The 19642-nt window shown below is 36.0% G+C and carries 15 protein-coding genes; 5 read left to right on the top strand and 10 right to left on the bottom strand.

The features are described 5' to 3' along the window. Positions 1-351 precede the first annotated feature (351 nt). The 8 genes from NZ519_00925 to NZ519_00890 all read right to left on the bottom strand — a co-directional run bounded on the left by NZ519_00925 (position 352) and on the right by NZ519_00890 (position 11033). Positions 352-1608, bottom strand: a complete 1257-nt coding sequence (locus NZ519_00925; protein MCS7027302.1) for a hypothetical protein — start codon at positions 1606-1608, stop codon at positions 352-354. A gap of 114 nt (positions 1609-1722) precedes the next feature. Next, complete coding sequence (locus NZ519_00920) at positions 1723-2304, bottom strand: aminodeoxychorismate/anthranilate synthase component II (protein ID MCS7027301.1); 582 nt, start codon at positions 2302-2304, stop codon at positions 1723-1725. Beyond that, the gene (locus NZ519_00915) at positions 2304-2957 is read right to left on the bottom strand and encodes a YdcF family protein (GenBank protein ID MCS7027300.1); all 654 of its coding nucleotides are present in this window, start codon (positions 2955-2957) and stop codon (positions 2304-2306) included. The genes NZ519_00920 and NZ519_00915 overlap by 1 nt, the downstream gene beginning before the upstream one ends. 203 nt (positions 2958-3160) lie before the next feature. After that, the gene (locus NZ519_00910) at positions 3161-5422 is read right to left on the bottom strand and encodes a TonB-dependent receptor (protein ID MCS7027299.1); all 2262 of its coding nucleotides are present in this window, start codon (positions 5420-5422) and stop codon (positions 3161-3163) included. Between the two features lie 86 nt (positions 5423-5508). Next, positions 5509-6474, bottom strand: a complete 966-nt coding sequence (locus NZ519_00905; GenBank protein ID MCS7027298.1) for an L-threonylcarbamoyladenylate synthase — start codon at positions 6472-6474, stop codon at positions 5509-5511. Next, positions 6474-7379: a UDP-N-acetylmuramate dehydrogenase gene (murB, locus tag NZ519_00900; protein ID MCS7027297.1), complete on the bottom strand. Its 906-nt coding sequence runs from the start codon at positions 7377-7379 to the stop codon at positions 6474-6476. The genes NZ519_00905 and murB overlap by 1 nt, the downstream gene beginning before the upstream one ends. A gap of 11 nt (positions 7380-7390) precedes the next feature. After that, positions 7391-8530 (bottom strand): leucine-rich repeat domain-containing protein, encoded by a 1140-nt coding sequence (locus NZ519_00895; protein ID MCS7027296.1) that lies wholly within the window; start codon positions 8528-8530, stop codon positions 7391-7393. Between the two features lie 25 nt (positions 8531-8555). Then, complete coding sequence (locus NZ519_00890; GenBank protein MCS7027295.1) at positions 8556-11033, bottom strand: site-specific DNA-methyltransferase; 2478 nt, start codon at positions 11031-11033, stop codon at positions 8556-8558. Positions 11034-11134: 101 nt separating this feature from the next. Here NZ519_00890 and NZ519_00885 point away from each other — a divergent pair, with 101 nt between their 5' ends. The 3 genes from NZ519_00885 to NZ519_00875 are packed head-to-tail and all read left to right on the top strand — an operon-like array spanning position 11135 to position 15768. After that, entirely contained in the window at positions 11135-12262 is a 1128-nt protein-coding gene (locus tag NZ519_00885) for an ImmA/IrrE family metallo-endopeptidase (protein MCS7027294.1), read from the top strand. Further along, positions 12259-12795, top strand: a complete 537-nt coding sequence (locus NZ519_00880; protein ID MCS7027293.1) for a DUF4411 family protein — start codon at positions 12259-12261, stop codon at positions 12793-12795. Before NZ519_00885 ends, NZ519_00880 begins: the two co-directional genes overlap by 4 nt. Positions 12796-12813: 18 nt before the next feature. Next, positions 12814-15768 carry a DEAD/DEAH box helicase family protein gene (locus NZ519_00875; GenBank protein ID MCS7027292.1) on the top strand — a complete coding sequence of 985 codons (2955 nt, stop codon included), beginning with the start codon at positions 12814-12816 and terminating at the stop codon, positions 15766-15768. Here NZ519_00875 and NZ519_00870 read toward each other — a convergent pair. Next, positions 15745-17928, bottom strand: coding sequence for a helix-hairpin-helix domain-containing protein (locus tag NZ519_00870; GenBank protein ID MCS7027291.1), 2184 nt, complete (start codon positions 17926-17928; stop codon positions 15745-15747). The two genes, NZ519_00875 and NZ519_00870, sit on opposite strands and share 24 nt — an antisense overlap. On the opposite strand from NZ519_00870, the gene NZ519_00865 reads away from it, so the two are divergent. Continuing rightward, positions 17898-18293: a hypothetical protein gene (locus NZ519_00865; protein MCS7027290.1), complete on the top strand. Its 396-nt coding sequence runs from the start codon at positions 17898-17900 to the stop codon at positions 18291-18293. The genes NZ519_00870 and NZ519_00865 overlap by 31 nt on opposite strands. Here NZ519_00865 and NZ519_00860 read toward each other — a convergent pair. Beyond that, positions 18248-18718, bottom strand: coding sequence for an NUDIX domain-containing protein (locus NZ519_00860; protein ID MCS7027289.1), 471 nt, complete (start codon positions 18716-18718; stop codon positions 18248-18250). The two genes, NZ519_00865 and NZ519_00860, sit on opposite strands and share 46 nt — an antisense overlap. Before the next feature lie 84 nt (positions 18719-18802). On the opposite strand from NZ519_00860, the gene NZ519_00855 reads away from it, so the two are divergent. Continuing rightward, positions 18803-19582: an enoyl-CoA hydratase-related protein gene (locus NZ519_00855; GenBank protein MCS7027288.1), complete on the top strand. Its 780-nt coding sequence runs from the start codon at positions 18803-18805 to the stop codon at positions 19580-19582. The last annotated feature ends 60 nt before the right edge of the window (positions 19583-19642 follow it).

Here is a 19642-nt window from a genome sequence, read left to right as displayed (position 1 = left end):
CGCACTGGGCTTACGCCCACCCTTCGCATGCCTCACGCAAGGGATCTCTGAAACCATCGTTTCTTTGTTTCTTATGCAAAGTTTTAGCTTGTAAGTAGTTGTACTTCAAGCTTAAACAAGGTAAAGACATAACTGCAAAGGTTATCTGCGTGAGGGGCATGAAGCATGCCGTTAGGCAGTACGAAGCGTAGCGAAGTACCGAAGCGAAAGCGCAGTGCGGAATGCCCCGACCCTTGCGTCAGCAAGGGGCACGCCCAAAAAATGAAATTACCTTCTTAAACCTACAATACTGATTTGATGACTTTTTTGATAAATCTCTGTGAGCATTTTTCGCGCTCTACATGGCAAACTTTACTGTACGTAGAGCTTTTTGTACTCAATTCCCTTTTGGCTAATAAAAACAGCTTGGTATATTCCCTTAGCCAAAGCCCCGCACTCATGCGAATACTGGTGTGCTCCCGGTTGTGCTTGATGATAAAGATTGAGTATTACTTTACCTGTCATGTCGTATAATTTTAACACGTAAGGCGTTGCTTCTGCTGCATTGACAAAGTAACTCAAAGTCTGCGCTTGATATGATATTTGACTTATTTCAAAACGATGTAATCCGTGTATCTCTACACTTTCAATACGTGAGTAATAGTGGTTACCATCTTTGTCCTGTAAATGTAAGCGATAAAAATTAGTACCATTATAGGGATTTTCATCAAGGTAAACGTAGTATGTTTCATCATTTTCAAACGCAGCAATAGTGTAAAAGTCTTCTCCATTACTTGAACGCTCTATAAAATACTTTCCACGCTTATTTCCATGATTTTGCCAATAGATAAAGTTTTTATCGTGTTCATTTTTTACAGTGAAATTTGCAAACAAAGTAGGTAAAGGGCTTCCTACGCTCAATTGTACGTCGTCTACAGCAAAAGAGGGATCTGCACCTACGCCGTTTATATTATTGTTCCACACAAAGCCAATACGAAGATTAGTGATATTTTCACAAGCAGCGGGCAAAGCAATAGAAAGACTTGTCCATACACCTTGTCCAGAGCTTCCACAAACAGTTGTTTTAGCAGGATCGACTAGATTAACCCAAGTAGCTCCGCCATCTGCACTGTACTGAACAGTAGCATTATCAGCACTACCTTCACCATTCTCAATATAAACAAAAGACAATGTAATACCTGTTTGTCCTACAGTGTTAATGTTGGGTGAAAAAGCTCTGCGGCTAGTAGCAGGGCTGCTACCTGCACAAAGATTGAAACTACAAGCATCATAGGCAGCGCCACAATCGCCGTTTAGACCAAAACAAACCCAACAAGTACAAAAAGAGCTTGGGTTTGCACCTACATGCAGGGTGGCATTTGTGCCGCACGCTGCGCTACAATTTCCTACGCCTGTGTTATTCTCAGCACAGCTTACAAACCATTGGTTAGGAGCACCACCATTCGGACCTCCTGCATTATTTACACTCCATGCGCCATTAGGTCCTACGTAAGCATTAGCAAAGCAACCTTCAAGGCAACCATTATTGAAGTTCTCTGACCAAAACACAGTTTGGGCAGAAGCCAAAAGCCACAAGTATGATAGTAACAAAAGTATTGAATTTTTCATACGCAGCATCAATATTTAATCTATAACACAAATTTAACCTTAAAAAGTCAAATAAGCAATAAAAATGTAATAAAAGTATTTTAAAGTGAGTTTTTAAAATCTTACCTTTATTATCTACCGTGTTTCACAAAAATCTACCCAATTTTGTATTATCTGTAAACCATACTCTGTAAGCACAGATTCGGGATGAAACTGAACACTGTATACAGGTTTATTTTTATACTGCATACCCATAATTATCCCCTCTTGAGTTTGAGCTGTAATTTCTATACCATCAGGAATGTAAGCCGAGCTGACAATTAAGGAATGATATCTCATTACTTGAATAGAAGCAGGTATATTTGCAAATATCCCTTTTTGATTATGGGTTACAAGGCTTGTGTAACCGTGTGAAGGTTCAGGTGCAGGTATAATCCGCATACCATTAGCGTATCCTATCCACTGATGTCCAAGGCAAACCCCTAGTACAGGAATATTCTGCTCAATAGCATACCAATAAGCAAAATCTGCCTGACTGTGTTCAGGTCTGCCTGGACCTGGAGATATTACTAAACCTTTTATATATGGTAAAACTGCCCTAATAGACTTTTTATCATAATGAAAAATGGTTTTGACTTCATTTTGTGCTGCGCATTGTTTGAGGTAATCGGCTAAAATATAAGTGAAACTATCTTCATTGTCTACTACTAAAATCATTACGCACCTCCTTTTTCAACAGGGTGGACACTATTCGTATCAATACGTACAGGATTGCCGAGATACTTAGGGGCAGGGCGAAATAAATACATATTTAATACAGCTTTAGCACAAGCTAAATATTCCCTCAAATGAGTTTTGTAATCATCTTTCAAAGGAATATCTTTAGCGGGATATCCCACACAATTCATCCCTGAATGGTTAGCAAGGAATAAAGCCCTGGCCACATGAAATTCTTGAGAAACGATAATACACTTATCTTGTCCAAATATTTTCTTGCACCGAATGACAGAGTCTAATGTGTGTATACCTCCATAATCCATGATAATTGCTTTTTTGGGTACTCCCTTTTCTATCAAAGCTTGCTGCATATCTCGGGGTTCGTTGTAATATGCACTTCGATTATCTCCGCTAACAATAATATAACTTACTTTTTGTGCAAAATATAGCTCACATGCCGCTTGTATCCGATAATTGAAATACATATTAGGAATGTGATGTGGTAAATATCTACTGGTACCTAAAACTAAAGCTGTTTTATGATATGGGACAGAATGTACATCTCTTACAATTTGTGCTCTTGTAGTATTTTTGATATGCCATTTTGCCCATATTAAAAAAGCAACAACCAAAATTACACTTCCTAAAACCACATACAAAAATCTCCTAAAAACCTTTGTTAGCAGCTTTGAATACATAGCCCCACGTATTTATTCTTTGCTTATACGTAAATTACGCAATTCCGAAGCAAATTAGTAGCTTAAAAACAAGCTTTTCTTAAAAAATAGCCAACTTTTCAATAGAAAAGCCGTTGATTATCAATTAGCTGTATTCAATTCGGAATATAACGATATTTCTAAAAATTGAAGTTAATTCCCACAGCAGGTAAAAAAGGCAACTGATTAACTCGAATGTAACGTATTCTATCAAAGTAAAAGATGTTTTGGCGGTTATATACATTAACAATGCTTGCAATTCCCTCTAATTCAGTTTTTCCTATTTTACGAGTATATTTAAGGGATAGATCCATTCTGTGATAGTATGGCAAACGCCCTTGATTGAGCGGTGCGTACAAAATGCCTAACTGTCCATTTTGAGTAAGATAGTCTGAAGTAATGTTTTCAAACAATATTTTTTCAAAAAAGCCTTGAGTTTGTGTAAAAGGAAACCCTGAACCTAAGTTCCATCGCATACTTACTTCCCACTTGTTAGGTTCTGTGCCCCAAAAATAGCTAAACACGGTATTAAGATTGTGTCTACGGTCAAACACAGGGTAGTAGGTAGTAGTTATGCCTTTGTAAGAAAAAGTTCTATCCACTTTACACCAAGTATAAGCCAACGAAAAAGCATAGTGCTTAGTCTCCCATTTAGTAGAAAGGTCTGCCCCAAAAGATCGCCCTGTTTCTGCAATAAATTGAGGCTCTTCGGGGAATAGTCTATCTCTATTGACATTAGTTACTTGGGTAAAATTCTTGTAAAAACCTTCAATGTTCAGAGTTATTTTTTTAGTAACATCGAGTTCAAAGCCCCCTACAGCATGATAAGCAATTTGCATAGGGTGATTATAGATTTGGTTAGCAATATCCCCTTCGGGAGCAGAAAGATATCCTTGGAACAGGTTAACCACATCTCTATCGGAATTAGCTGAAACAAAGTTTTGAGAGTATCTACCTCCTGCTGCCTTAATTCGCAAAAATTCTGTAACAATATATTTAGCACTGATACGAGGTTCAAGTGAAGGATAGTTTTTAGATGCATAGTAATGAAAACGTAAAGAAGGTTCTAAAATGTACCGAGATTTTGCAATTTTATATTTGATGAATGTGGCTGCTTCGGTTGTAAATTCTTCTTGGTTAATTCTTGCACCTAGTGCATTGACAAAGTTGTAATTAGTGGTAAAACCATAAACCTCAAATCCGATTTTTACTTCATTTTTGCCTATAAAATAAGAAAAATTAAGCGAACCATTAAATCCTCCAATCTGACTAGAGCGTGTATAAGACCCTTTAGCTTCCTGAATTTCAGAAATGTAATTAGAGTAAGCAAAATTGCCACTGATAATAGTAGATGCCGTAGTAGGTAAAAGCAAAAAGTTTGTTCCCCCTCCGTATTGGCGCCATTGCAGTTTAGAAGGAAATTGTAAATTCACTCTATCTGTGTTATGAAAGCCAAAAACATTGAATTTATTACCTGACTTACCTGACAGAGAAACTTTGGCATGCACGTCTAAAAAATTATAAGGCAAGCCCTCGCCGGGGCGTATGTAAGGGTAAAAAATTTTACTACTCTGTTCCAAATAGCTGGTACGGCTGGTAATGTAAAATGAAGCTTCTCTCTCTCTTTTACCCAAAGGACCTTCAAGCAAGACTTTTGAAGTAAAGGGGTTAACTGATATTCTACCTTTGTACTCTTTTTTATTTCCATCTCGGGTAGTAATGTCCATAATTGAGGATATTCTTCCACCGTATTCTGCTCCAAACCCCCCTGTGTAAACATTTACGCTACGGATAATATCTGTATCAAAAATAGAGAATAAGCCAATAGAGTGAAAAGGGTTGTAAATAACTGCTCCGTCCATAATGACTTTGTTTTGGATAGGGGTTCCCCCGCGAATGTAAATTTGTCCCCCCTGGTCCCCTGTAAATACTACTCCTGGTATTGTTTGTATGTATTGCAGCACATCAGGTTCACCCCCAATACTAGGCATGCGCTTAATCTCTTGCGGAGTGATGGTAATAGTAGAAACCAAAGTTTTTTCTTTTTTTTCTGCTTGTTCCCCAGCTATTTCTATTGCCTGCAGCTCAATAGCTTGTTCTTTTATATTGAGCTTTAAGTTGGTTTTGCTTTCATTACTAATTTTTACTCTCACTTGTAATGTGTCAAAACCGATGCAGGTTACTACTAAGTCATACTCCCCAACAGGTACGCGAGAAATAGAAAAAAAGCCGTTTATATCTGTATTAGCCCCATAAGTTGTATTCTTTAAGTACACTGTAGCGAAAGGTACAGGCGAGCCATCCTTATCGTTATTCACAAAACCTCTTACTTCACCTGTTTTTTGGGCGTACATCGTAGCTGTAAGTAGAATTCCACACAAACAAAGAAAGAATGCCTTCATGGCTTCAAAACTAAAACACCACTTGCTATCTACCAAATATGTATTTTCAAATTATGACCAATGGCTTACAAAATATAGCAATTGCCCTACTTACGCAATCTTTTAACAGAAGCCCGCCGCAACCTGTCGTTAATTGCTTTGCCTAATCCCTTTTCAGGAAATATTTCAGCTACGATCGCTTTTATGGGCATGTTGTCTAAACTGCGTAAAGCATGAAATAAATTCCGTGCTGCTTCTGATAAATCTCCCGTTGGTGAAAGCACAAACTGTTGATGAATAGGTACGCGTTCATGATAACGCTCAAAAGCAATAACGCCAATTTCATCATAACTGTATTCAGGCGGGCACTTTTCTAAATACAATGGCACATGCGGCGCGTAGTGCGTTTCTAACATTCCAGGTGCATCAGGATTGTTTTTGCTTTGTATATTCACATCTACTTTGCCAATAATCTCCTCAATTGTTTCTACCGTTGTACCACCTAAACGTAAAATGGTCGGAATTTCTGTTTCAAAACTAATAATCGTAGATTCTACCCCAATCTTACATGTACCACCATCTAATATGTATGGAATTTTTCCTCCAAGTGAGTCTAAAACATGCTGAGCCGTGGTAGGACTAACATAACCAAAAGGATTGGCACTAGGTGCTGCTAAAGGAAAATCTAGTTTTTTCAATAACTCCAAAGTCAAAGGATGACCAGGAATACGAATGCCCACTGTGTTATGTCCCGAAGTAACAATGTCAGGAATAATATCTTGCTTAGGTAAAACGTACGTAATCGCAGAAAAGTACTTGGCTAATTCATATACAGCCATAGGTACGTATGTAACGTACTTCTGAATCTCTTCTACCGAATGCACATGTACAATTAAAGGATCAAAAAAGGGACGCTGTTTGACCTCAAATATCTTGACCACTGCTTCAGGACTAAGCGCATTAGCCGCTAAACCATACACCGTTTCCGTAGGAATAGCCACCAACTCATTCTTTTTGAGTAGATCTAAGGCTAATTGAATATCCTTACCTACTAAGGTTTTTTGCCTATCCATTAAAAACCTTCACCTACTAACTGTACTTCTAATTCCAAAAGTACATTAAATTTTTCAAAAACGCAAGTGCGTACTTTCTCAATTAACGCTATCATGTCTGCTGCGGTGGCGTTATTTTCATTGATTAAAAAATTAGCATGCTTGGGGCTTACTTTTGCTCCACCAATTTGAAAACCCTTCAAGCCACAAGCTTCTATCAATCGCCCTGCATAGTCATTAGGTGGATTTTTGAATATACTACCTGCATTCGGCTTATTCAAAGGCTGTGTCTGATACCGTTTTTCTAATAATACTTTGCGTTTTTGCTTAATTTTCTCAATATCATTCGTTTTTTTAAGATGCATTGTAATCTCCAAAATAACACTATCCCGAAGATCAGTCTGCCTATATCCAAAGCTGACCTCATCCCGAGTAAGATTTAGATGCTTGCCTGCACGCAAACACTCTACCCGAGTAATTACATCAAAAATTTCTCTTTGGTACGCACCTGCATTCATAATCACTGCTCCTCCTACTGTACCTGGAACCCCCCCTAAACTTTCAATCCCCTCAAAACCCATTTCAATTACATCTAATACCAATCGCGGCAAATTGTACCCCGCACCCACAGTAACATACTCCCCTTCTACTTGCAAATAACTTAACGTATCTCGTATAGCAATTACACTACCACGAATACCTCTATCGCTAACTAAAATATTACTCCCTTTACCTAAAACAAAATACGGTAGCCCATTCTTGTAATGATACTGAACTAACTCAATCACATCTTGCTTGTCCACAGGTTCAAAAAAATAATCTGCTTCACCTCCAATTTTAAGTGTTGTGTGTTTGCTCATGGGCTCGTTATATTTAATGCTACCTCTAAAAAAAGAACGTATCTCTTCCAACTGATAGCTTTTCATATCTCACCTTTTTATGGCTCATCGTCTATTTTGCACTTGTGCATAACAGCTTTGAGATATTCTATTTGAGCAGGTAAAATAGGATTATCATAAATATACAACTCCCTGAGCTGCTTTAAGTAAGAAATTTCCATAGGTAAAACAGAAATACGATTTTTGCTAATGTTAATTTTGGTCAATTTAGTCAATTTAGAAATTTCCACAGGAAGCTCATAAATTAAATTGTTATGCAAGTATAGTTTTTCTAATTTACTCAACTTGCCGATAGATTTCGGAACATAGTTACATTGATTGTGATTTAAACCTAACCAAGTAAGCTCACCCAATTCCCCTATTTCATCAGGAATTTTTTTTATTTGATTATTGGACAAACTCAATACCTGTAACTTTTTAAGCTTAAAAATAGCCGGGTTAATTTCACTAATCTCATTCTCAAATAAATATAACTTGATTAAATGTTTCAGATTTGCAATTTCATCAGGAATCTCTTTAATCCGATTGCGAGCAAAGCTTAGTACTTGTAAGTTTTTGAGCTTAAAGACTTCTTTGGGAATCTCTGTAAACTGGTTGCCTGTAGCGCTTAATTCTATCAGATGAGCAAGGTTTTCTATACTTTTAGGTAAAGTGTTTAATTGATTATTTGCCACATTTAGCCGTTTCAATTTTGTCAATACTCCGATATTTTCAGGTAGCTCTGTTAAGTAATTATCTCCAAGCCCTAGCCATTCTAATTCAGATAGCACACCAATTTCCACAGGAATTTTAGTCAAACTATTTTCAGACAGACTAATCAACTGTAATTTTCGCAATTCATAAAGTTGTGTAGGAAATTCTGTGAATCTATTTCCTGTCAAAATAATGGCTTGTAAATTTTTGAGCTGACCAATTTCGGAAGGTAGTGTAGAAAGCTCATTGTAGGAAAGGTTGAGCTGCTGCAAAGCTGTTAGTTTTCCAATTTCAGGCGGTAAAGTTTTTAATTTGTTTGCAGAAAGTGTGAGCTTGTAAACCTTTTCAGGATTTTTTAGAGCATCTTTAAGATTATCTATCCAAGGTTGTTTAGCCAAAGCCGCAGAATCTAATAACGCGCTCTGAGCAATACACAACCGAACTAAAACTGCTATTACGAATATGAAAGCAGTAACATGCTTCATGTATGCAAAAGTAAAAGAATTTCGCTCATTCCCACCAAATAAATGGCTTTATTAAAGTAAAGTCTATATCTTCAAGAGAATACTCTTCGCCGTTTTCTAACACTACTTTGTCAGCTTTAATTGCCTTTATCCATTTACCTCGAATGAGGGAGATACATTCTGCAAGGTCAATATCAGAATATATTTTATTCAAGTCTACTTTAATGACTTTGTTGCTCTCGTCTAACTCTACGGCTTTAAGTAGTTTCTCATCTTTCAAAAATACATATTGTTCGTAAGCAGATTTGCTTGTTGAAAATAAGTCATAATCCTGATATACAGTTTGCTCTAAGGTTTCCTCATACTGTTCTAACTCATAGTATTTGAAAAACCCACCTGCTTGCTTGGCATTGTAATGTGCTTTGACCTCATTATCCTGTGATATGCCTGATTTGTCATAAAACAAAACTTTTTTCATACGAGGTAAAACCACTGTGTAAAAATGTGCCCCCATCTCTATACCTATCCATTTTCTACCTAACTTGTGCGCCACAGCCACAGTCGTACCTGAACCGAGAAAAAAGTCCATTACATAATCCCCAGATTGTGAAGTAGATTGAATGACACGATTTAAGATAGACTCTGAGTTTTCCGTTGAAAAATTCCACCCAAATGAATAGCTTGAGATATCTGTCCAGTTTGAGTCAATAGGAGTATACTCTGCTTCTAAGTATTGAGGAATTCCTCTTTGTGGATTACCCAAAACATCAATGTAAGCATAATCTTCATTGATTCTAATTCTTTTTTCTAGATTTAATGTATTAAATTTTTCCTGAGAAAACCTCCAATGACTATTTTTAGGCGCAATAAACGTTCTACCTTCAATTACAATATAATTTGCATTTTTATTTTCCTTCGGAGATACTGCATTTATCCATTTTGCTTCTCTTTCCCTTTCTTTGAATATCTGTTTAAATTTTATTTCGTTGCTGCAACTGAAAAAATATAAGGACTCACATGCAGGATTGAACCTGTCAGGTACATTTGTACCTTGGTAATTAACTTTACGTAAGATAAGTTCATTTCTAAAATTTTCCCTTCCAAATATATCATCTAGCAGGGGTCTAACTATCCAGTTGCCGTTGTAATCGCAGCGGACAAAAATAGAACCTTTTTCATTAAGCCACTCTTTGGCAATACGAATGCGGTTTTCTAACAAGGTTGCCCAAGTGGAGTCTTTGTAATTTGTGTTGTATAAAAATTGTGTAGAATTATCCAAATTAAAAGGTGGGTCAATGTAAATAGTTTGTACCTTGTTTTTGAATTTAGGTAAAAGAGTGTTTAGAGCTTGGTAATTTTCACTTTTTATCAGCCACCCATCTAAGCTATTATCCAAATCGCTAAACAGAGCTAAAATATCTTGCTCTATATCTTTGAAGTAATGCGTGTCAATCGGCAAAAATTGGTATTCAGGTTTTAAGCTTATTTGGGGCTGGTCTATCAAGTTATGCACAAAAATGTCATCAATATTAAAGGTTTGAGGTACCATTTCTAGCTTTTGCCATTCTTCTACTTGTTTATGTACGTTAGGGTGCTGTACAATTTTTTGTAATACCTGAGTAGATGAAGGCTGCGCAGCAATTCTATCCAGCGTAATAACATAATGGCTGTTTTTAACAAATTTAGGTTTATTCCATATTTTGACTAATTCATCTTCAAATTGAGCAATAAAGTCAATAATTTTGAAAGCAATGTCTTTGAGAATTTGCAATTGATTTACTCTTTCAACGTGCCAATATTCTGCACCTTGCCAGTAGTATTGATATAGCCATAATTTGAACTGTTCTTGCAAAAAAGCTTTGGCATTTTTGTGAATAAAATAATCTACCTCGGCTTGGCGTTCAAAAATGCGAAAAGCACGCTCTAATTGCTCTTCGGTGATTTTAATTTTATACTTTTTAAGCCCTTTGAGAATATCCTCTATGGGAGTTACTCTACCTTTTTCAGCATAAAGAACTTCAAAAACTATAATTTCATTGTAGCCTTCGGTCTTTACTTCTTTAAGACTATAAATAAGACTTCGTTTTTCGTTAGCTTTTTTGTTTTCAATCGTAGAAGCGTCAAAGAAAAAAGATAAATTATCTATTTCTATGGGCATAGAACGGAATATCCTATCGGTTTTGACGTAATAAAGCATTTGCGTTTTCCAAAAGAGTACGATATCTTTTTCATTAGAATACACTTTTTCATAAATGTTGTTATGAAAAGAAGTTTGATTGAAGTATATACTACCATTTTCAGCAAAATAGTATTTGAAGAAGGTATAGAGTTTGTCAAAGAGCTCTTCGCGGAAGCTAGGATACCGTTCAAGCCGTTGATTGATATCTGCTTTGAGAAGGTCTTCAATTCTTTTGTAGTACTTAGATTTGATGCGCATCAATTTGATAAATCCGCCTTTACCTTCTACTTCTGCCCCTATAAATATATCTTGCAAGGTTTGATAAAATAATTGCTCTTTGCTCATATATGCAAATTTCTATCTTTTTGTTGAAAATATGTCAAGTTTTTGGCAAAAAATTTTGAAAGAAGTAATTTAGCGTTTCGTTTGCCAGGTATATAAAGAACATGAGAAAGACGAAAATTTCTGTATATAGTAGAGATGTACTCAAAGAATTAGCGGTACAATATCCTGATAAGTGGAATAAGGTTCAATCTAAAAACAAAGAAAAATGGCTTATGGGAACTGATTTTCCTACTTATAAGCAATTAGTAGATATTTCCAAGGCTTTTAAGATTCCCTTCGGCTACTTATTTTTAGATTCTTTACCAAAAATAGACCTTCCAGTAATACATTTTAGAACCCTCAGACCACAAGATAAAAATGAGCCATCAGAGCAGCTAAAAGAAGCTATCTTATTGATTAAAAAATATCAAGAATGGACAAAAGATTTTTTAATAGAATGGGGAAGTGAACCCTTACCTTTTGCAGGTAAATATACAACTACTACACCTATTGAGGAGGTAGTACAAAAAATGCGAGAAATTTTAGGAGTGCGAACAACTTGGGCGGCTTTACAGATATCTTGGCAAAAAGCTTTTAACTACCTAGTTAGTACTTTTGAAAAAGCAGGAATATACGTATCTGTTAGTACATTAGCAGAGGATAATACTCATTCTCAACTAACAGCACCAGAGGTTAGGGGTTTTGTATTGTATGATGAGTATGCACCATTTGTATTTGTAAATAATAATGACTTTTTGTCTGCGAAGATATTTACACTGATGCATGAATTAGCCCATATTTTGGTTGGACAAAGCGCTTCTTTTGATTTAGCTTATTTACAAACTCATGAAAATGAGGTAGAAAAATTCTGTAATCAGTGTGCAGCTGAGTTCTTAGTACCTACAGCAGAAATTGAACCTATACAGGATATAAATGAAGAAACTTACCAAATTTTAGCTAAACGGTTCAAAGTTAGTCCTTTGCTTATTGCGCGCAGATTGTTAGATCTAAAGCGCATAACACAGACAGAATACAAGAAATTTTTTCAAATTTACCAAGAAACTACACCTAAAAAGCGAAGTAATACTTCAAAAGCAAACTTCTATAAAATGGCTGTTCTTCGGTATGGAAAAAAATTTCTCCAAACTCTTAAATATGCCTACCAAGCTGAGCACTTATCTGAAAGAGATTTGTGCCACCTGCTTAACTTAAATCTAAGTACGGTTCATAAACTATTTGAGAAAGTATGAATAAAAACATGTCTAATTGTAGTTATCTACTGGATACAAACGTATTTATTGATGCTTTTAATAAATACTATTCGTTTGATTTTGGTATGGTATTTTGGAATTTTTTAGAAAAAAAAGCCAGTCAAAAAATAATTTGCTCTATTGCTAAAGTATTATACGAAATTAAACAAAGAGAGGATGCACTGAAAGAATGGACAATAAAACATTTTGACAAATACTTTCATCCTACAAACGATAATACTACTCTAAAAGCATACAAAAATGTCGCAGTGTGTGTAAAAAACAAGACAAAATTGAGCTCAAGAAATGATGCATATTATACTCCAAATGCACTTAATGCTTTTCTTGCCGAAAACAAGGCTGATGCTTGGCTTATTGCGTATGCTTACAGTCACAGTCAAAAATTATGCATAGTTACTCTTGAAAAACCTGGAGGAAGTAAAAAAGTCTCTATTCCTGATGTTTGTAAGGATTTAGGTATTCCTTGTATAGATACATTTCAAATGCTTAGAAACCTCAACTTTAAATTTTAATTAAATTTTAAAAGACTTATGAACCTATACCTTCAAAACATTGTAGAGTACATTCCTTTTAGCAGCTTAACCACCTATTGGCAAGATGTAGACTTGCATACTTTTTCTATAGATATTGAGTTACATGGCTATCAACAAAAAGGTTTAGAAAATGCAATTAAAGCTTTGCACTTATATTACGAAAAACTAAACCAAGATAAAAAACAGCTTTTTAACTACTACAAAAATAACGGTTTAAGTGAAAATTTAGACTTGATTTTTAAGGATAAGGATGCCCACAAATACAAAGTTTTTAACGAATATAGCACAGAATTCCCTATTGAACGCAATTCTATTCCTTTCTGGTCTTTTATCAACCGAATGAGCTTTTGGATGGCTACGGGAAGCGGTAAAACGGTCATTCTAATCAAGCTGATTAGTATACTTGGTCAGCTGATGAAAGAAGGCACTATTCCTAAGCAGGATATTCTTTTTCTCACTTGTAGAGAAGATCTTATTGAACAGTTCAAAGCGCATATACAAAAGTTTAATGAGTATCCAGGCAATTTACATATCCATTGCTATTCACTCAAAGAATATGATAGCATAAAACAACAAAATAATCCCTCAAAACCTAAGCAAATAGACGTTTTTTACTACCGCAGTGACTTAGTTTCAGATATTCAAAAAGATAAAATTATAGACTTTCGGAACTATGAAAATCAAGGTAAATGGTACATTCTTTTAGATGAAGCCCACAAAGGCGATAAAGAGGAAAGCAAACGGCAGTTTTATTACTCTATAATGGCAAGAAAAGGTTTTATGTTCAACTTTTCTGCTACATTTACCGATAAAATAGACTTTGCTACTTGTGTATTTAACTTCAATTTAGAAAGGCTGATTCAAAACGGCTATGGTAAAAAAATTTTTATCTCCCAAGCGGATATTTCCGCATTAGAGAATAAAAATAAAGAGGAAGAATTTTCTGCTCAAAAGAAACAAGAGATTATACTCAAAGTTTTTATACTCCATACCTACTTACGCAAATTGAAAAATGAGGTAGGGGACTTGTACTATCACAATCCACTTATAGTAACGCTTGTAAACTCTGTAAATACAGAAGACTCTGACTTGTACATGCTTTTCAAACTAGTAGAAGATGTTGCTTTACATAAAGTTTCAGCAGAAGTGTTGGAAAGTGCCAAAAAAAGCTTAATTTCTGACCTACGTTCAGGAACTTATCAATTTGATAGAAGTCCCTTTGTGGTAGATGAAAACAGGATATACAGTATTGATTTGAAGGATATTTTAGAAAATGTACTCAACGCCAAAATACATGGTAATATAGAAGTGCTTAAAATACCTGGTAATAAAAAAGAAATTGCTTTTAAGCTCACTACTAGCGATGTACCTTTTGCGCTTATCAAAATTGGTGATATCACAGAGTGGATAAAAAATAAGCTCAAAGATTACGTCATTACTGAAAGGGTAGAAAACGAAAGCTTATTTAGAAAGATTAACGATAGGCGTTCAGAGATACAAATTTTAATGGGTTCTCGCACTTTTTACGAAGGTTGGGATAGCGACAGACCAAATATTCTGCTATATGTCAATATCGGAAAAGGAAAGGATGCACAAAAATTTGTACTTCAATCTATTGGCAGGGGAGTAAGAATATGTCCTTTTGCGCCCTACCGCATGCGGTTAAGGATTTTACAGCAAAATAAGATGGTTCAAAACGATTTGTTTGAATATCTCAATTTATATGCACAGCCGTTAGAAAGTTTATTTGTCTATGGCACTAAGGCAAATAACCTTATTGAAGTGGTCAATGCCCTCAAAATATACACAGGAGAGTGTATGCTTTTATCTTTTGAAGTTAACCCTGATATACAAAAAGAAGAACTTCTTATTCCTACTTATACAAAAATTGTCCTTAATGAACCTGTACCAAGTGGGATTTTATCTACCTACTTTTTAATACACAGCGAAGATTTAGCTTTGTTAGAGAACTATTGCAACTATTTAGGTAAAAAAATTCTACTAGCCAAATTTGACCTTACTTTGCCCTTAGTCCAAAAACTTTTTGAAGCACTAAACCACAAGCAAAAATACTTTAAGGTAAATAACGCAGAAACTTACAAAATACAAGTCCCTGAAAAACTTGTCAGCAAAGTCATACAATTTTTAAAACTTCAAACCGAAGTACTAAGAGAATTTAAACCTTTGGAAGAAGAGATTGTTCATTTTAAGTATATTTGTGCAAATGTAAATGTATCTCGCAGATTGAGGGAATTGATAGATAAAGTCAAAAAATATCCTATAAAACCAGAAGCATTGCAAATTTTAGATGAACAGTTTGACAAAGGAGAGATAAGCAGACAAGACTACATTCATAATATCAAGAAACTAGAAAGCGAATATCCGCAGCAGATAGAAGCTCCACCGTTAGTTATACGCTATGTTGACCATCATTACTACGTTCCTCTATGTTTATCTGATGATGAAAAAGTAGATTACATCAAGCACATTATCAAAACAAAAAGTGAATTTAGATTTATACAGGATTTAGAACATTATTTGTCTTGTCAGGACAACCTTTTCAATCAGTTGGATAAGTGGTATTTTTCCAAAATAGATGAAACATTAGATAGTGTTTATATCCCTTACTATGAACCTAAGTCCAATAGTATTCAAAAATTCAAGCCTGATTTTATATTTTGGCTATGGAAAGGTAAGGAATATACCATTCTTTTTATAGACCCAAAAGGCACAGAGCATACCGCTGCTTACCGTAAAATTGATGGATACAAAAAATTATTTGAATTTGACAATAAACCTAAAATATTTGAATTCAACGGCTACCAAGTAAAAGTGCTGCTCAAATGCAGAACAGAGGATATTTTGGCTGTACCTAATGAATATGCCCCTTATTGGTTTGAAGATATAAAGGATATGCTAGCATGGACTTCAGAACCACATACGAATTTGTAGTTTTATATCTGAACGCCTACTTCCTTGACTTTCATCTAAGTACGAACCTACGGTTTGTCTATCTACGTAAAGAGTATTGGAGTATCGTATCCAAAAGTCTATATCCTTTGTAATTGCCCAGCGTAGCATAAAATACGTACGCGTACCTACCCCACTGTATGCAGGAATAGTGTACAATCCTAATAAATCATTTTCATACGCATAGATGCGTGCTTGATAATTTCGGCTATCAAATATTGCATACCTGCCCGTGAATTCTAATCTGTTTTTGAGTATCTTAAAATTGACATCTTGTAAAATCAATAAACCTGTATGTATTTTGGGGGCGTCATCTTTGTACCAACAAAGTTCTATACGTGTATGGCTTTCCAAAGTCTGTGTAAGCAAAATACGATTATCTAAACGTAGATACTGTGTGTAAAAATCATTGAGGTATTTCAAATTTTGGTTAGGAATGAGGTTGTCAGCATTTTTTTGTTTGAAGTTGTGCCTATACCGTAGGGAAGTTACATTTTGGCGAGAGGGTGAAAAGTCTATTTGTGCCAAAAAACGGCTTCCTTCTGACGGCATAGATACATCATATCGCCATTGTGGAAACCAAAATTTATCGTAGTAGCTGCTCAAAAGCCATTTACTATTAAGTTTTATTTTAATTCCTGTGTATAGACCTATCTCATTATTTAAGTCAAAGCGGCGTTCTGCGAATACATTTCCGTTGGTATTGTGAAAACTTTTGTCTAAGTATCTGAACAGAATTGCTGCATCCACTTTTGGGTCTAAGCTCATTAGGGCGCCTTGTATCAAAGCAGGTTTTTGGTTTTTACTCATAGCCACTTCTCCGAAAAAGTTGACATTCTCAACAGTATAATCATAATCTGCACCAAATACAGCGTTAGTTTTATCTGCAAACTCATATCGCCTATATCCTGATGCAGGTACTACAAACGGTTTATTAAATTCTTGATAATATGCTGTACATCCTGCTTTAAAGTTATATTTTTGGTAGCTCATTCGCCCGCCGAACATTTGTTCCTTTACGTTGTTCTTTTTAGAAATTTCATTGGGCGTTCTATGCAAACCAGAAATGTTTATCGTAGAAAAAGCAAGAATTTCTTCGTTCAAGGTATCTGTGAGGGCTACGGAAGCATCCAAGTTACGATTTGAATAGAAAGCAGTAATTTCTATCGGTTTAGTAATAGCCACCGTAGTAGCCACACCACGAGCAAACATGTATTCATTTACAGACCGATAAGGTAATATGCCTCTACCGTTACGTTTGACTATGTTTATAGTTTCTACACCTTTGCCAAAAGCTAATCCATTCCAAAAGACCAAGCCCTGTCCAATGTTAAGTGTATAATCTCCGATAGAAAGTGCTTTTATTCGCCCAAAGTCCCGGATGTGAAAATGGGCAGAGATAAAATCTGCGCCGTAAATTTTATTTTGAGGTTGCCATATCATTTGTTCGCCTGCATCTTTTTCTAACACAATTCCAAAAGCAAGGTTGTTTCTGTACATTCCTCTAAAACGGAAGTATTGGCGCCAAGGATCACCTAAATAGCGGTTGCCGGAGGTACGAATGTAGCCCTCTTGTTTTTCTAATATTCGTATGCTGCGTGCCATTATTTCGTAGTGTAGGTCTTTGGGAATATTGCGGATATTGGGGCGTGAAAAAGCTTTTTGGTCAGGATTTATATCAAAAATAGAGCTTTCTTTGACGGTTACATAAGGTTGTATGCGGCTGATAACTTCTAAATCATATCCAGGTACGGCTTGAAGTTCAAAGATTGAAGTTAGTTTTCCGTTTTGTTGAATGTATTTACGCAGATTGTTGACTAATATACTGTTCATGCCTGGCAGTTGTAGCAGGATATTTTCATCGACTTCGTTGAGGTTAGTAGGATTTTTTTGTAGGTCTATCAGTAATAAGGTAAGTTGTTCATAGTCTACGGCGCTGTTGTCGTCGTTGTCATTGATAGATTGTTCTAGAATATCATTTAGATTACTTTTTTCTCCCACATCAGTTTGGGCGGTTAATGTGTGCAGGTGTAGTATTGTAAGGAGCACATAAAGCCATATTTTTTGCATGTACAAAGATAAGAAAGTATAGAATAGATAATTTTTTGGGCGTGTCCTTGTGGGCGTTTCGCTTGCGCTCATGCCCACAAGGTCGGCGTGCTTCGGGCTACGCTATCGCTTCGGTGCTACGCTTCGCTCCGCACTGGGCTAACGCCCACCCTCCGCATGCCTCACGCAAGAGATCTCTGAAAACATCGTTTCTCTGTTTCTTATGCAAAGTTTTAGCTTGTAAGTGCTTGTACTTCAAGCTTAAACAAGGTAAAGAGATAATTGCTTATGTTATCCGCGTGAGGGGCATGGAGCATGCCGATAGGCAGTGCGGAGCGTTAGCGAAGCACCGAAGCGAAGCGCAGTGCGGAATGCCCCGACCCTTGCGTCAGCAAGGGGCACGCCCAAAATATCACCTAAGCAAATTCAATATTAAATTATCCTCTAAAACCTTGTGAAAAACATGCCGAGAACTTTTTTGCTGCTTGAGCCTTTCAATTTCTTCAAGAGAAAGCATTTCAACGCCCGAAATAATTTGATTTTGCTCACTGATTTCAGGATCCTTGCCCTGCTTCAAAATACCTTTTTGAACTTGAACCTCAAAAAAAAGTTCTACTGCATGTAAAGGTAGCCTAAGATATTCGGTAACTGTAACTAGCCTCTTGACTTCAATTTCCAACCCTGTTTCTTCTAAAAATTCCCTTTGTAGAGCATGTACCAGACTTTCTCCGAATTGAAGCCCTCCACCAGGTGGCGCCCAAAAAAAACCTTCTTCCTGCAAAGCATGATGCTTGACTAAAAGAATTTTTTTGTCCTGAATATAGATTCCACACACGCGTACGCGTAATTGGTTACCATATAAATCTATTGCTTCTTGATGCATACATACACAACAAAAGAACAGACCTTTGCGTGGCAATAGTAAAGTTTTTTCTGCTTTTTTCCTACAATTTATTACTTTTGTAACATGGACTACGAATTTATTACCTATCACACCGAACAGCGAATCGCTTACATTACACTCAATAGACCCGATAAAAGAAACGCCCTTAGCTTTGATGTAGTAACCGAACTTCAAAATGCTTTTGAAAAAGCAAACAAAGATGAAAACTGTAAGGTAGTTGTACTCAAAGCTAACGGTAAAGTTTTTTGCGCAGGAGCAGATTTAGATTTTTTAAGAAAGCTGCAAGCATTTACGTTTGAAGATAATTTCAGAGATTCATCCCATTTGGCTAAGCTATTCAATCAAATTTACGAATTAGACAAGGTTGTGATTGCACAGATACAAGGTCCCGCCTTAGCAGGAGGATGCGGCTTAGCAGCTATATGCGATTTTTCTTTTGCTGCCCAAAGTGCACAGTTTGGCTATACAGAAGCTAGAATCGGCTTTGTTCCTGCAATTGTTATGGTGTATCTTATTCGTAAAATTGGCGAAGGTAAAGCTCGAGAACTACTTTTAAGTGCAGACATTATAAGCGCAGAACAAGCTAAAAATTACGGTTTGATTAACTATGTAGTACCTGATGAAAATTTAGACAATGAAGTTAAGCGTTTTGCACTTCGATTGTGCGAACAAAACAGCGCTCAATCTATGAATTTTACTAAACGCATGATAGCAGATGTGCAAGGTATGAACATGAGAGATGCTTTGGAATTTGCTGCAAAAATGAACGCAGAAGCTCGTTCTACGGAAGATTGTAAAAAAGGCATACAAGCTTTTTTGAACAAAGAAAAAATTGTATGGTAAGAATTAAAAAACTGAAAGCCCCAGAAAGGGGCTTTCTTATTGTTGTCAAAATGAAGTTTT

It is taken from the genome of Bacteroidia bacterium, assembly GCA_025056095.1.
GTDB lineage: Bacteria > Bacteroidota > Bacteroidia > JANWVE01 > JANWVE01 > JANWVE01.
The sequence above is the reverse complement of the archived record's forward strand: the minus strand, read 5'-3'. Positions and strand labels throughout refer to the sequence as shown.